This is a genomic window from Candidatus Nitrotoga fabula (assembly GCF_905221025.1).
In the GTDB taxonomy this organism is placed as follows: Bacteria; Pseudomonadota; Gammaproteobacteria; order Burkholderiales; family Gallionellaceae; genus Nitrotoga; species Nitrotoga fabula.
The window spans coordinates 64,644-79,833 of the sequence record NZ_CAJNBL010000028.1 but is presented as its reverse complement, the minus strand read 5'-3'; the positions used below and the strand labels follow the sequence as shown (position 1 = coordinate 79,833).

The 15,190-nt window shown below is 48.3% G+C and carries 12 protein-coding genes; 2 read left to right on the top strand and 10 right to left on the bottom strand.

Features of this window, described 5'->3' with window-relative positions:
• Window positions 1–162 precede the first annotated feature (162 nt).
• From trpD to leuS, 8 genes are all read right to left on the bottom strand, one after another.
• Entirely contained in the window at window positions 163–1,185 is a 1,023-nt protein-coding gene (gene trpD / locus KJA68_RS07530) for an anthranilate phosphoribosyltransferase (protein ID WP_213036325.1), read from the bottom strand.
• Window positions 1,185–1,754 carry an anthranilate synthase component II gene (locus tag KJA68_RS07525; protein ID WP_213036324.1) on the bottom strand — a complete coding sequence of 190 codons (570 nt, stop codon included), beginning with the start codon at window positions 1,752–1,754 and terminating at the stop codon, window positions 1,185–1,187. The genes trpD and KJA68_RS07525 overlap by 1 nt, the downstream gene beginning before the upstream one ends.
• An 871-nt stretch (window positions 1,755–2,625) precedes the next feature.
• Window positions 2,626–2,946 (bottom strand): hypothetical protein, encoded by a 321-nt coding sequence (locus KJA68_RS07520; protein WP_213036323.1) that lies wholly within the window; start codon window positions 2,944–2,946, stop codon window positions 2,626–2,628.
• A gap of 161 nt (window positions 2,947–3,107) precedes the next feature.
• The gene (gene dsbD / locus KJA68_RS07515) at window positions 3,108–4,952 is read right to left on the bottom strand and encodes a protein-disulfide reductase DsbD (protein WP_213036322.1); all 1,845 of its coding nucleotides are present in this window, start codon (window positions 4,950–4,952) and stop codon (window positions 3,108–3,110) included.
• A 329-nt stretch (window positions 4,953–5,281) separates the two neighbouring features.
• Window positions 5,282–5,611, bottom strand: coding sequence for a divalent-cation tolerance protein CutA (gene cutA, locus KJA68_RS07510; protein ID WP_213036321.1), 330 nt, complete (start codon window positions 5,609–5,611; stop codon window positions 5,282–5,284).
• Window positions 5,604–6,635, bottom strand: a complete 1,032-nt coding sequence (gene holA / locus KJA68_RS07505; RefSeq protein WP_213036320.1) for a DNA polymerase III subunit delta — start codon at window positions 6,633–6,635, stop codon at window positions 5,604–5,606. Before holA ends, cutA begins: the two co-directional genes overlap by 8 nt.
• Window positions 6,636–6,651: 16 nt before the next feature.
• A complete protein-coding gene (locus KJA68_RS07500) occupies window positions 6,652–7,170 on the bottom strand; it encodes an LPS-assembly lipoprotein LptE (protein ID WP_213036319.1) in 519 nt (172 codons plus the stop codon).
• Window positions 7,171–7,180: 10 nt separating this feature from the next.
• Complete coding sequence (gene leuS / locus KJA68_RS07495) at window positions 7,181–9,937, bottom strand: leucine--tRNA ligase (RefSeq protein WP_213036318.1); 2,757 nt, start codon at window positions 9,935–9,937, stop codon at window positions 7,181–7,183.
• Between the two features lie 202 nt (window positions 9,938–10,139).
• Here leuS and KJA68_RS07490 point away from each other — a divergent pair, with 202 nt between their 5' ends.
• Window positions 10,140–11,027 carry a phosphoribulokinase gene (locus KJA68_RS07490; protein WP_213036317.1) on the top strand — a complete coding sequence of 296 codons (888 nt, stop codon included), beginning with the start codon at window positions 10,140–10,142 and terminating at the stop codon, window positions 11,025–11,027.
• Between the two features lie 73 nt (window positions 11,028–11,100).
• Complete coding sequence (locus KJA68_RS07485) at window positions 11,101–13,260, top strand: UvrD-helicase domain-containing protein (protein WP_213036316.1); 2,160 nt, start codon at window positions 11,101–11,103, stop codon at window positions 13,258–13,260.
• Window positions 13,261–13,311: 51 nt separating this feature from the next.
• Here the strand turns inward: KJA68_RS07485 and KJA68_RS07480 are convergent, their stop codons facing one another.
• On the bottom strand, window positions 13,312–13,680 hold the full coding sequence (locus tag KJA68_RS07480) for a hypothetical protein (RefSeq protein WP_213036315.1): 369 nt from the start codon (window positions 13,678–13,680) through the stop codon (window positions 13,312–13,314).
• 389 nt (window positions 13,681–14,069) lie between these two features.
• Window positions 14,070–15,164 carry an A/G-specific adenine glycosylase gene (mutY, locus tag KJA68_RS07475; protein WP_246487104.1) on the bottom strand — a complete coding sequence of 365 codons (1,095 nt, stop codon included), beginning with the start codon at window positions 15,162–15,164 and terminating at the stop codon, window positions 14,070–14,072.
• Between the last annotated feature and the right edge of the window lie 26 nt (window positions 15,165–15,190).

Sequence of the window (15,190 nt, the reverse complement as noted above, 5' to 3'; positions counted from 1 at the left end):
GATTATTTTGAAGCATCAAATGCTGAACTCAATTACATGGATGGGCCACAACACCATATCAAGTAAAAACAGATTCAATTCAAGAAATACCTACTTTCAATGTATCCAATCTGGAAAATTGAGTCGAAATAAAAAATATGCATTTGGAAAAACCTTGAGCCATTATTCTCCCGCACACTTAAAACTGACAAGCTCTTCCAACTTCTTTTTTGCTGCACCGCTGGCAATGGCCTCTCCAGCCTTTTTTACCCCTTCTTGCAGACTGGCAGCAAGTCCTGCCACATAAATAGCTGCTCCAGCATTTAGCTGCACAATATCACGTGCGGCGCTCGGATGATTATCCAATACAGACAATAAAATAGTAAGCGCCTCATCGGCATTCACAACACGGATACTATCCAGCGGGGCGGACCTTAATCCAAAATCTTCGGGCCGCACCATGTATTCAGTTACATTTCCGTTTTTCAGCTCCGCGACATAAGTAGGGCCGCTGATAGAAATTTCATCCAGACCGTCTGCGCCATGCACCACCAAAACATGACTGCTGCCCAGTTGCTGAAGCACTCGTGCCAGCTTTCCTGTCAATTCACGCTGAAAAACACCCATGACTTGACTCTGTGCGCCTGCTGGGTTCGTTAAAGGGCCCAACAAATTAAATAAAGTACGCACTCCAAGTTCTCGTCTCACTGGTGCCGCATTTTTCATCGCGCTATGATGATTGGGGGCAAACATAAAACCCACCCCGATTTCCTGCACACAACGCGCTACTTGTTGTGGGGTAAAATTAACATTGACGCCCAATTTCTCCAGAATATCGGCGCTCCCACAGGTACTGGAAACTGAACGTCCACCATGCTTAGCCACGCGTGCCCCTACCGCCGCTGCAACAAGCGCACAAGCAGTAGAAATATTAAAGGTCTGTGCACCGTCGCCGCCTGTCCCGCAGGTATCGATCAAATGATCAACATCATGCACCTTCACTTTGGCTGAAAGATTGCGTATTACCTGGGCAGCCGCAGTAATTTCGGTGACACTCTCCCCCTTCATATGCAGAGCAACCAGTGCAGCCGCAATTTGAGCAGGAGTCAACATTCCGCCCATGATATTCCGCACCAATTCCTGCATGTCATCGTACGATAAATCTTCTCGATTACACAGGCGACGGAGGACACTAAAATAATCCATTAACGACTACCACGCAAAAAATTAGCAAGTATTTTATAGCCATGCTCAGTAAGTATGGATTCTGGATGAAATTGCACCCCTTCTACTGCCATCGTTCTGTGACTTATCCCCATGATTTCACCATCCTCAGTCCATGCAGTGACTTCCAGACACTCTGGCAGCGTGGCACGCTCAATCACTAGTGAATGGTATCGGGTAGCTGTAAAAGGACTGGGCAACCCACGAAAAACGCTGCTATTATTATGATATATAGCTGAAACCTTTCCGTGCATCAATTGCCTGGCATGGACTATATGACCACCGAATGATTGGCCGATACTTTGATGACCAAGACAGACCCCGAAGATAGGGATGCGGTTCGCAAAATGCCGAATAACGGCAAGTGAAATTCCTGCCTCATTGGGTGTGCACGGTCCTGGCGAAATAACGATATGTTGTGGTTGAAGCATCTCGATCTGATCCAGAGTAATCTGGTCATTACGATGAACCGCCACATCTTCACCCAATTCGGCAAAATATTGCACCAAGTTATAAGTAAAAGAATCATAGTTGTCTATCATTAGCAACATAAACATACCTAACTATACGATTTATAACATCAGTCACATCAATCACATCAATATGATTTTTTTAACGCCGTCATGGATACCCCTTTCCTGTTTTTTGCCTAGGTTATATTCGAAGTATCGTTCTGCAATTTGCATATAAAACAATTGTACCCCAGAATAACCCTGATTTCCTTTCCACCGGTTAAGCTCCGAGGACAGCACCAAAGCCTGATTAAAATCAGCATGAAAAATACATCGGCAACTGAACCTGTGTCCGACAACCTGCTTCATACGTCAAACGGCCCCAAAAAATATACATCCATGCAGCTCATTCAGCGGACAAACACAACCTGCATCCCCCGGCAGGAATGCAGGTTAACTAACTGGATTCCTGTTTCAAGTTGCGCTCCTGATTTTTCTGCATAAGAATTAGCGATGAAAAATACCGCAAACGGCTCAAGCATAAGGCAGGAAAAATATTACCTCAGCCATATGAATCATCATGAAAAAGCACCAGCTATACAACCGATACCCAGGTTCCGGGCTAGAACCTAGGCGCTGTAATATCAACCCACATCTTGATGTATGAGCAACGTACTTATAAGTTTTCGAGGGGAACTGCTAAATAGAATCAATGCGCCAATTACACCCGGTCTACTTCCTGCCAACCAATTGGCCTGATGAAAACGACTGTATAGCACCGGTCGCGATATCAGGGCACATCAGAAATCTGAAGGGTGCGGGCATGCAGAATCTGGAAAAATCTATTTCCTAAAGATATAAGTAAAAACTCCACATTAGGCAAGTGGCCACAACATTATGATCAAAATTTGCCATGTAGCCCATGGATACCCAAATCCAGCATGCCCACGAATACCCGGTCTAACCAATCCTACGGTCTGGGCTTACTGAAAATCTTACCGACTTCCTGATGTGCAAGCTGTTCCATATTGAGCGGGAACGATCCCCGGGCAGAAATTTCTCTTAATATCAAATGAGCGGGCAATGTGCTCAGAGTAATCGGTGGACGTATCGGATCCTGCCCACCTGTCGTTCCTTCATCTTCGATTCCTGCAACAATGCCGACACTCCCCACAACCCTAGTCATTGCATGGTAATCTTTTTGATCTTTTAAAGCATTAATGATTGCAACCTGCGCTTTAGTAAAGCCAATCAGCAATTCAGTCAAATCTTTCTCGGTTATTGTAGCCATAATGAACTCTTCAAAAATTAATTGGTAAACAAAAGATTAATAACGAACAGTACAACTTACCCATGAAATTCATGAAGAACATAAATAAACAGTAATATCTTATGCTCCAGCAAACTGTACCCTATCGTTCTCTGGAAATCAATCATTAAGGAAATATAAAACTATAATCCCACCTGGTTTAAAGATTGTAAAAAGCGATCTGCGTTCTGATAGCCCGTTATACGTTGCATTTTCTGCTCGTTTCCTTGCCTGTCAAAAAACAGAATAGCGGGTGGACCGAATAATCCAAAACGTTTAAGCAATGATTGATCATCATGATTATTGGCTGTAACGTCAATTTGCAGCAAAACAGCATGTTTCAACTTGGCCTGCACCCTCTCATCGGCAAACGTAAAACGCTCCATCTCTTTGCAGGATATACACCAATCTGCATAAAAATCCAGCATTATGGTTCTGCCTTTTTCCTGCGAAATACGGTTTTCCAGCTCCGTTACATTTCTTACCCGGTCAAATTGCATTACCGGAACCGCGATAGCTGGACCGTTTCCCAACCCTGCCAATGGACGCAAAATATCACGTGCACCTGAAAGGGCTCCGATCAAATAGGCACTACCCAGTAACAGTGCCAGAATACCGACACCCTTCCATAGTTTCTCCCAGCCGGAAGCTTTATTTGATAAAGACTCCAGCGCACGCATGTGAATGGCAGATAGCACCAACAAAGCCCCCCATAGCAACATCTGCAAGCTTAGTGGTATTAAGGTTGAAATCATCCAGATCGCCATTGCCAGCATTACGACGCCAAAAAAATTCTTGACGGTTTCCATCCATGCACCTGCCTTAGGTAGCAACACCCCGGCTGACGCTCCAATCACGAGCAAAGGAATGCCCATCCCTATTGCCAATGCAAATAACGCAATGCCGCCCATTACCGCATCATGAGTTTGTCCGATGTACAGGAGTGCAGCTGCCATGGGTGCGGCAACACAAGGACTGACCATAAGCGCAGAAAGCGCACCCATCACAAATACCCCACTCAAGTGACCACCATGCAGGCGATTACTGGTGTTGGTCAATTTGCTTTGCAGGACAGAGGGAAGTTGCACCTCATAGAAACCGAACATTGACAGGGCCAGCAGCACAAAAATGACAGCAAAGCCGCCCAGCGCCCAAGGCGTCTGTAGCGCACTGGAAAGCAACGTTCCTGACAGGCCAGCGGCCACACCGGCTGCAGCATAAGTTAGCGCCATGCCAAGCACATAGGCAAACGACAAAATAAAGCCATGCATTTTGGTTGGATGCAAACCGCGTCCGACGATGATCCCCGAAAGAATCGGGATCATCGGAAGTACGCAAGGTGTAAAGGCAAGAAGCAGGCCAGCGCCAAAGAAAAATAATATAATCAACCAGAAATTGCCCTGTTGCAGCAAACTGGAAAGCAAAGCGCTTTCAGATTGCGCAGGGGCTCCTCCCGCTTGTGATGCCTGGGTCATGGATTGAAATGATCGCTCCCCTAGTGTTACTGAACCTGCTTCGGGCAGCATAATGCTGAACTGCTTGTCAATCGGAGCATAGCAAAGATCATTTTCCTTGCATCCCTGATAACGGGCCGCCAGGATAATTTTCCGCGATGAATTGTTGCCTCGCTCCAGTGTAATCATTGCTTGGAAAGGCTGATGAAATACTCTTAAGTCACCAAAATTGGGATCAGATTTCATTTCCCCTTCCGGCATGGACACATTAAGAATTTTTACATCCGCCGCCTGTACAGGGTCATCCGTTATTGAAAAACTGACTTTATCGCGATACAGATAATATCCAGGTGTAATATTAAAACTTGCCTGAAGAGTGAATCCGTCGATTACTCTAACTTCCAGACCAAACGCTTTATCCGGCGGCAGAATGACATTATTCCCTCCTCCTCCAAGCAAGGGTAAACGATCCAGGAAACTGTCCGCATGGGAAACCTGGGTCAATAATAACAATATCAACAGCACAAAACGCATCGCTAAATACCCTTGAAAAAAGCTTGCACTGTATACCAGGCGGTATCATCGACTCCATCTGCCCGCGGCTCAAAAGTGTATTCTGCATTCATGACGACTTTCTGTTTAATGGCGGCATCCAGATCAAATCCTAATTTTAATTATTTCAGTCTCAATATATTATCAAAAAGGCCGGTAAACAAAGAGTAAGAACGTACTTCATTCCATTCAGAATGCACCGTTAAAAGCGGCTCAAATCGCAGGCACATGATCATGAGCTGGCATTTTAAAAACGTAAACAGGGGTTACTGGATCAACACAGGAGCATTTTGAATTTTCAGATACTGGGTCTATAACTTCGCTACGGATGTTGCCTGTACGATCCAGTTTAAATAGTCAGGGCAGCCATCCCTGACAGAGACAGCCATGATCTCTGGAAGTTCATAGGGATGGAGTGCATGGATGATTTTCTCGATATCCCGATATGTATTGTAAGTTGCCTTGATTAACAGCGGCACCTCGCTTGCAGTCTCCGTCTTCCCCCGCCAGCAATAAACTGAAGTACACTCTGCCAAAATATTAACGCATGCAGCAGCGCGGCTTTCAATCAAGGCATTGGCAACACGCAGAGCACTCTCTCGATCCGGAAGGTTGGTCAGAACCAGAATAATTTCATCCATCGGCTTTATTGCACGTTGATTTCAAATTCGCAAAACATACACCCGCCTGCAACAACTCATCCCACACATCACCACTGCTCAACCCTTTGATTATCCTGTCAATACAAGATAATCGCCACAGCACATTCTCGATTGTAACCTGATTGATGCGCCGCATAGTGTGCTCTATCAGTTTCGAGCGCATCCCCCACACACGTGCATCCCGTAATGCTGCAGCCAGATCATCCTTGCGCTGCATTGAAAACATCACCCTGCCAAGGGTGCGAATATCTTCAGTCAACGCCCAGAGTATCAGCACCGAAGAAGTCCCTTCCGTACGCAGCCCGTCAAGAATATGTGCGTACCGCACCATATCACCGGACAGCATAGCCTCGGACAGCTTGAACACATCATACCGGGCAACATCCATTACCGAATCTTTTACTTGCTTAAAGGATAGCGGGCCGGCCGGGAAAAGCAATGCAAGTTTCTGGATTTCTTGAAAAGCCGCCAGCAGATTCCCCTCTACCCGCTCGGCAAGAAAGGCCAAAGTATCTGCGTCAACCGATTGGTCCTGACGTTTCAACCGACCGGCAATCCACGCTGGAAGGGCATCCAGCGCTATTTCATCTGCTGCAACGACTATCCCACGTGATGACAACGCCGCGAACCATTTGCTGCCCGTGGCTGCCTTGTCCAGGCGTGGCAGCGTGATCAGCGTGACAGTGTCAACAGGAAGGTTCTGACAAAAATCCTGCAAGGTCTGTGCACCTTCCACCCCGGGTTTTCCAGATGGAATGCGCAGGTCCACAAGCTTGCGCGTTGCAAACAGAGAAAAATTCTGAGCGCTGTTGCGCAGGTCTGCCCATTTGAAACCTGGCTCAGCAATCAAGACATCCTTTTCAGTATAGCCTGCCTTCCGCGCAGCAGCCCGAATGGCATCTGCAGCCTCAATGACAAGCAGCAGAGCATCGCCGTGAACAACATACATCGGAGCAAGTTCTCGAGCAAGATGGCGCGCCAGATTTTCCCCGGAAATTTTCATTTTAAACCAACAAGACTCACTCAGTTGTCGGGGGCTTTGCAAGACTTAACCGGCGCAACACCTGCTGTACTGCATCCTTTCGCATGTCCTGATAGAGCAGGGTTTCTTCCATTTCCTTGGCAAGAATCTGCGTTGGATCATAGGACAAATAGCGCTGCAATACGATTTCATCTGCGGGTATCCATTCCAGCAGCTTATTGTCATACGCGCGCAGCGAAACGCGATAATTTAACTGGAATTCGTTTACCCGACCCGCAGTGCTCATCGAAAGAATCTGTCTGCTCGTGTTTTCAGACACAATATGCAGAATCAGTTGCGCGCTTTCCGGAGTTTCAACAAGCTTTACACCGTACAAAGGTATGGCACGTTTTAAATCCACGATAAAAGGTGCATTGGAATCCGGCGCCTGAACAAATAATGACTGGAAAGGTAACGTGCCTCCTCCCTGATGCCCGCGTAAATGGAAGCCACACGCTCCCAGAAGAACCGTAAGAACCAGCAACAACACGAATAAAAGATGCTTTCTCGCTTGCATGTCCCATCCATTAAATGACTACATTGATCAGACGCCCGGGCACCACTATAATTTTTTTTGCATCCCGGCCGGCCAGCAATTTATCAACCGTTGGGTACTCCAGCGCCATGCGCTGGATCATTTCCTGATCAGCATCTTTCGCTACACGCATCTTTCCTCGCAATTTCCCATTGACCTGAATAATCAGCTCGACCTGATCCTGTATCAATGCGGCTTCATCTGCTTCTGGCCAGGGAGCGGACAGAATTTCCTCCCCATACCCCAGCTTCCTCCAGAGCGTTTGTGTAATATGCGGGGCAATCGGAGCAAGCAGGCGCAACAGGATACTGAACCCGAAAAAAATGATAAAGCCCCTTGATGACGATTCGATCACCATTTGCTGTTCAAGCAATTTCAGGATTTTCATGCAGGCGGAAGCAACGGTATTGAATTGCAGGCGCTGCATGTCAAAATTCGCTTGCTTGAGCACAACATGCATCTCCCTGTAAAGAGCCTTTTGTTCATCACTCGCGTCTTCATGTAAATTTGCATTGATTACCTCAGAAATTATCTCTAGGTTATATGAAGCAAATGGAATTATCACTCGGCTGGGCTCCATTTCTTCTTGAACTTGGTCGGAACAAGCGAAATTCCATACGCGTCTCAGAAAGCGGAATGCACCTTCCACGCCCGAATCTGACCATTCCAGGGTTTGCTCAGGCGGAGCGGCAAATATAATGAAAAAGCGTGCAGTGTCCGCCCCGTATTGATCAATGATCATCTGGGGATCCACGCCATTATTTTTGGACTTGGACATTTTCTCTGTTCCGCCGATCACTACCGGCTGACCATCCGACCGCAGGCGGGCGCCGACCGGGCGGCCGCGGGAATCGGTTTCAATATCCACTTCGGCAGGATTAATCCATAATTTCTTTCCTTTAGCGTCTTCACGATAGAAAGTCGGTGCGATCACCATGCCTTGCGTAAGCAGGTTGGTAAACGGTTCACTAAAAGACTTCTGGCGTTGTTCTGTATCCTTTGTTTTATGTTCCTGTGTAGCGGAAGCCGGGAGAATCTCGCCGAACAGGCCAACATCACGCATCAGCTTGTTAAAGAAACGGGCATATAACAAATGCAGGATGGCATGTTCAATTCCGCCCACATACTGATCCACAGGCAGCCAGTATTGTGCGCGTTCATCCACCATCCCGTTAAGACAATCCGGACTGGTATAGCGCGCGTAATACCAGGAAGATTCAATGAAAGTATCCATGGTATCCGTCTCGCGCCTTGCCAGATTGCCGCATCGAGGGCAGGTCGCCTCGTAGAACTCCGGCATTTTTGCCAGCGGGGATCCGCCCCCGGTAATCGTAACCTGCTCGGGCAATATCACTGGCAACTGCTCGTCCGGTACCGGAACATCCCCGCAGTCTGCACAATGAATGATCGGAATCGGGCAACCCCAATATCGCTGGCGCGAAATTCCCCAGTCGCGCAGACGGAACTGGGTACGTTTCTGCCCCAGTTTTTTAGCCTGCAGGTCGGCGGCAATCGCATCAAAGGCTTGCTGAAAATCAAGCCCGTCGTACTTGCCAGAGTGAACACATACGTGACATTCTGTTGTGCCATACCACTCCTGCCAATACTCGGCTGTAAACGGGTTGATGCCGGACGTTGAGTCCATCCGGTTACGTTCTATCACCTGTTTAACTGGCAGCCCATACTTCTTTGCGAATGAAAAATCCCGTTCGTCATGCGCCGGAACCGCCATCACCGCCCCTTCTCCATACCCCATCAAAACGTAATTGGCAACCCACACCGGCAGCAGTCCGCCGTTCAGTGGATGGGCCACGAAAAGGCCGGTATCCATGCCTTTTTTTTCCATCGTAGCCATGTCGGCTTCAGCCATTCCCCCGCGCCTGCATTCCGCGATGAACCTTTCCAGTTCAGGGTTGCTGGCTGCAGCCAGAACCGCCAGCGGATGCTCGGCGGCCACTGCGACGTATGTCACCCCCATCAGGGTGTCGGGACGGGTGGTATACACCTTGAGTTCACCCGCCAATCCGACGCTTGCCTCATCATAGGGAAAATGCACCTCGCAGCCATGGCTTTTGCCGATCCAGTTGCGCTGCATGGTCTTGACCTGTTCCGGCCATCCTTTCAGCAGCTCAAGGTCGTCAAGCAATTCCTCGGCATATTGGGAAATACGCATGAAATACATTGGGATATCACGCTTCTCCACCAACGCCCCTGATCTCCAGCCGCGCCCGTCAATGACCTGCTCATTGGCCAGAACAGTGTGATCGACCGGATCCCAGTTTACTGAAGCAGTTTTTTTATATATCAGCCCCTTTTGAAACAGACGCGTGAACAGCCATTGCTCCCAGCGATAGTATTCCGGTTTGCATGTGGTCACCTCTCGCGACCAGTCCAGGCCTAACCCCAGGCTTTCCAGCTGCCTGCGCATGACCTCGATATTGGCGTATGTCCATTCCGCAGGGGGCACATTATTTGCCATCGCCGCATTTTCAGCGGGCAGACCAAATGCATCCCACCCCATCGGCTGCATCACGTTGCATCCCTTCATGGAATGATAACGCGACAGAACATCGCCAATGGTATAGTTGCGCACATGCCCCATATGCAACTTCCCCGAGGGATACGGGAACATCGACAGGCAATAATATTTTGGCTTGCTTGAAATATCTTCTGCCCGAAACGGCAACCGCTGCTTCCAATCTTGCTGCACGGCCGCTTCAATATCTTTTGGTTTATAATCCTGTAGCATTTTAATTTCTAATTTCCAGGTTGACTCGTCCAGTTGACATTATAGCGGCATTATCCTGTCCAGACTTGTATTAGCTGGCTACCCGAAAGGACACGACGGGACCGTTTAAGATGCCCTGGAATACAGGTTCTGCTAAAATGCAGCCTGAATTAGATCAAGGCTACTCAAATATTTTTTTATCATTCTTCAGGAGAGTTTTACTATGTCCCGCAAGCACCCCGTGATTGCTGTGACCGGTTCATCGGGCGCCGGCACTACTACTGCCAAGCGCGCTTTTGAAAACATTTTCCGCCGTGAAAATATTAATGCCGCCGTAATTGAAGGTGATAGCCTGCATAGCCTGGACCGCATGGAATTCAGGGCTGCAATGGCAGAAGCTGCAAAGGCGGGGAATCATTCATTCAGCCACTTCGGGCCGGAAGCCAACCATTTCGACAAGATCGAATCTACCTTCAAATCCTATGGCGAAACCGGCATATGTGAACGTCGTTATTACATACATAGCGATGCGGAAGCACAGGAATTAAATGCCCGTTTCAACACCAGCCTGAAACCAGGCCAGTTTACCCCCTGGGCAGAAATCGCTCCCGGCTCTGACCTGCTGTTTTATGAGGGATTGCATGGCATGGTAAAAACCGATACCGTGGACGCATCCAGACATGTTGATTTGAGCATTGGAGTGGTGCCAATCGTGAACCTGGAATGGATACAAAAAATTCACCGGGATCAGGCTGAGCGTGGCTACCCCGCCGAAGCAACGGTTGATACCATCCTGCGGCGCATGCCTGACTATATTAATTTCATTACCCCGCAATTTTCGCGTACGGATATTAATTTTCAGCGCGTTTCCACTGTAGACACATCCAATCCCTTCATTGCGCGTGACATCCCGACGCCGGACGAAAGTTTTGTAGTTATTCGTTTCCGCGATACCCAGAAAGTGGATTTCCCATACCTTCTTAATATGATCCAGGACTCATTCATGTCACGCTCCAATACGATTGTGGTGCCTGGCGGAAAAATGAGTTTTGCCATGGAAGTGATTCTCGCCCCCATCATGCATGAAATGTTACAGAACCGAAATAAATAACCTCTTGTAATTAAGCACTGACGGGGAATCAGGCAAAGTATCTGGTTCCCCTTTTTATTTACGGACACCCTAAATGGATTTCCTTTCCAGCCTGAACCCAGAACAGCGAGCTGCCGTCACCCTGCCTGAGCGGTCAGCACTGATCCTGGCTGGCGCAGGCAGTGGGAAAACACGGGTGCTTACCACCCGCATCGCCTGGCTGATCCGCACCGGACAAACCAGTCCGCAAAATATTCTGGCCGTTACCTTCACCAACAAAGCTGCCAAGGAGATGCTTTTGCGCCTGTCGGTAATGCTCCCCATCCCAGTACGCGGACTATGGATCGGGACTTTCCATGGGTTATGCAACCGGATTTTACGCACCCATCACCGGGAAGCCATGCTACCCCAGACTTTCCAGATCCTGGACGGAGTTGATCAGCTTGCCACGATCAAGCGGTTAATGAAAACCTTAAATATCGATGACGAAAAGTATCCGCCGCGCGAAATCCAGGTCTTTATTAACAGCAACAAGGAAAAAGGACTCCGCGCACATGAAATAGAGGCTTTTGATCCTTACAGTCGGCGCAAGATGGAAATTTTCGCTGCCTACGATGAACAGTGCCAGCGCGAAGGGGTTGTCGATTTTTCCGAATTACTATTACGGAGCCATGAATTGCTGGCGCGTAATCAACAACTGCGGGATCACTATCAGGCACGTTTCCGTCACATCCTGGTTGATGAATTTCAGGACACCAACCGGTTGCAGTATCAATGGCTTAAGCTGCTCTCTGGCCAGCATAATGCCTTATTTGCCGTTGGTGATGACGACCAGTCCATCTATGCGTTTCGTGGCGCTCATGTCGGCAATATGCAGGAACTGACCCGTGATTTTCATGTACAAGACGTAATCAAGCTGGAACAGAATTATCGTTCCCACGGCAACATTCTGGATGCTGCTAACGCTCTCATCCAGAATAACGCCAGCCGCCTGGGCAAAAATTTGTGGACATCGGAAAACAAAGGTGAACCAATACGCGTGTTCGAGGCTACCACCGATGCAGAAGAAGCCAGGTTTATCGTGGACACTGCGACACAGTTACACAGCGAAGGCATATGGCTTTCAGAAATAGCCGTACTTTACCGGTCCAACACCCAGTCACGCGTCATCGAGCACGCGCTGGTGTCAGCCGGGCTGGCCTATCGGGTATATGGCGGACTCAGATTTTTCGAAAGGCAGGAAATAAAGCATGCGTTGGCTTATTTACGCCTGATACAAAATCCAGCCGACGATCATGCCCTCCTGCGCATTATCAATTTTCCTGCCCGTGGTATTGGCGCGCGCACAATTGAACAATTACAGGAAAAGGCGCGCGCGCAGAACATCAGCTTATGGCAGGTAGCAACGCAATCCGGCGGCAAGGTATCGTCATTTGTATCTTTGGTCGAAATGATGCGCGATTCTACCCGTGAATTAGCGCTGCCTGAAATCATCGAACATGTCCTGCTGCATAGCGGACTGATTGCACATTTTCAAAACCAGACCGGTACCCAACTGCGCGAAGCACAGGAACGCATGGAAAATCTCAATGAACTGGTCAATGCCGCAACCCTTTTTGTACATGAAAGCGAAGATGACAGCCTGACTTCATTTCTCACCCATGCTGCACTTGAATCAGGCCAAAGCCAGGCAGATGAAAGCACTGATGCATTACAACTGATGACCGTACACGCATCAAAGGGGCTAGAATTTCACTCCGTATTTGTCAGCGGGCTGGAAGAAGGCTTATTCCCGCACCATAACAGCCGCATGACCCATGCTGGCGTGGATGAAGAACGTCGCCTGATGTATGTGGCCATCACACGTGCACAACGCAAACTATATCTGACATTTGCACAAAGCCGCATGTTACATGGGCAGGTTAATTACGGACTAAGATCCAGTTTCTTACACGAACTTCCAGACGAACTGTTGCACTGGATTACACCTCGCATGCCGATGCGGAGTAACTTTAGCCATGGTTTTACCCCCATTCCTCCGGAAAACCTGGCAGTAAAACGCAAAGAGCGGACTATTGGCGCACAGGATTCACCATGGCAGCTTGGCCAAGCTGTGTCTCATGCTAAATTTGGCGAAGGAATCGTTGTCGGAATGGAAGGACGTGGGTCAGATAGCCGCATACAAGTGAATTTTCGGACAACCGGCACGAAGTGGCTGGCCTTGGAGTATGCAAATCTCACCTCTGCTTCCTGATGCAACGTTCTTAATTTTCCACGGTTGCTCTATCTCACCCGTTTAACCCTGCTACCTTTCGTGCTGGGCATTGACATGCTTAATATACGGGATGCCGGACGAATCTTGAACTTTTTTGGAACTCACCTTGGATGTCGGGACTGGATGCTGCTCTAACGCTGCAGTCTGCATCGCTGGCATCTGCTCTGCCCACCCTGTATTGGCACTCACATCCACTGGTTTTTCATTCATCTGAAACTCAGCGATATATTGGCTCAAGCGCTCAACCCGCTTCTGGTTATAACTAACCATTGCTGCCGCATATTCTTCTTCCGACTGGGCCTCTAGTAACGCCCGCCGGGCTGATTCAAGTTCCTTGATTGCCAGCGCTTGGGGGCTAGGCGGGTTGACCAACGACCTAACGAAAGCAATTATTCCCATTCCATTCTCCTCAAGCTCAACTTACCAGGCAGGGCAATGCTTCGACTTTTAATAATCGGTTTTGCACCATATTCCACGCCTTGTTCTCAAATCATCCTCAGGCCTTGGTTACTGTCAATGAACACTAAACTATGGTATTAGCGATCCAAACTGGCAACCTTCGAATAAATATATCCTGTGCAGATCACTTTATGCAATAGCCAGACGAATTTCTTCAATCACAGTGGCCCGGTTTACAAGCCGGATACCCAAAATATTAAGCCGCTGTATATGCACCATAATAATCCCAAACGGGCGACTGAATCATTGCCTGGATTTTAAAGAAGCATTCTTCAGGTTCCATCAACCTGCATGACTTGCAATGCACACAAGGATTTCCTTTAAAAGGGTCAACTCTCCCAGCAATTTTTTTGGATTTCTTGCAACAATTTGCGCACCGGAGAAGGAATTGCGGCGCACTGTGCGTCATCCAAACCCATCCAGGCCATGCCAGTTTCCTGAGCTTTAAGAGTGTCCTCAACCGCCACATCGATCAGCAAAGGAAAAATATGCAATTTAAAATGAGTAAAAGTATGCAAAAATTTTGGCAACGCCAGCACATTTATCACTTCCACATTGAAAAACTGGCGACAATAAACCCTCACACTTTCAATATCGCCTGGAATCTGGATATCCAATTGCGGCGGGCACCACAACCCTCCCCAGATAACCCTTCCAGTATGTTTTTCCAGCAAAATATCTGAGCCGTTACGCAACAGTAGAAATGTGGTTTTTCTTTCCGGCAATTTCTTGCGTAAACGCGGAGTAGGCAATAGTGCGACACATCCATTTCGGTGTGCTACGCACCCTGCCTGAACCGGACATCTACAGCACTCTGGTTTGCTTCGTGTACAAATCGTAGCACCCAGATCCATCATTCCCTGAGTATAAATTGCAACATTCTTCTCAGGCAGCAACGCCTCAGCTTTCTCCCAAAGCATGGCCTCGATTTTTTGTTCGCCCGGATAACCATCAATAGCATAGTAACGGGCCAGTAATCGCTTGACATTCCCATCAAGGATCGCACAGCGTTCATGGAATGCAAACGCGCTGATAGCGGCGGCAGTTGATCGGCCTATGCCCGGCAGGGCAAGAATGTCTTTGAACTGATGGGGGAATTCTCCATTATGCTGTTGCATGATGATTCGGGATGCGCTATGCAGGTTGCGCGCCCTGGAGTAATATCCCAAGCCACTCCAATATGCCAAAACCATCTCCTCACTTTCTGCAGCAAGAACGGGGATAGCGGGGAAACGATCCACAAAACGCAAATAATAGGGAATCACCGTGGCAACCCGGGTTTGCTGCAACATGATCTCGGAAAGCCAGATGCGATAAGCGTCTGCACCCTGCCAGGGTAGCCCGCATCGGCCATACTGTTGCTGCCAATCTATAATACGACCTGCAAACCACTCTGAATGGAGGCTTTCCTGATTATTGACCAAAACGCTGGAACTCCCTAACATCGGAT